Raw genomic sequence first — 293 nt, forward strand, 5'->3', positions numbered from 1 at the left:
ATGCATAAGATTTATTTAGTTGTAGATAAGGAAAATGAAAAAGGAGTACATGTTTATAAAAAAGTTGGGTTTATGATAGAAGGTGAGCTTATCGATGAGTTTTTCGTTGATGGTAACTATCATAATGCAATAAGAATGTGTATGTTCCAAAAGGCATACTTTGGCACAAAATAACCGATTGGAAGAGCTATAGATAAAATATTATCTGTAGCTTTTTTGTGATGTGAAAAACATTTTTTATTGTAAAACGATAAATAATTGTTGATTTTTAATAATTTCAGGCGTATTATGAT

Annotated in this window: 1 pseudogene; it reads left to right on the forward strand. The window is 27.6% G+C overall.

Annotation, left to right across the window (positions count from 1 at the left end):
* A pseudogene (locus SB717_RS35030) lies at positions 1 to 174 on the forward strand (spermidine acetyltransferase); the annotation flags it as partial.
* Positions 175 to 293 lie beyond the last annotated feature (119 nt).

Source organism: Priestia sp. SIMBA_032, assembly GCF_046535215.1.
Taxonomy (GTDB): domain Bacteria; phylum Bacillota; class Bacilli; order Bacillales; family Bacillaceae_H; genus Priestia; species Priestia aryabhattai.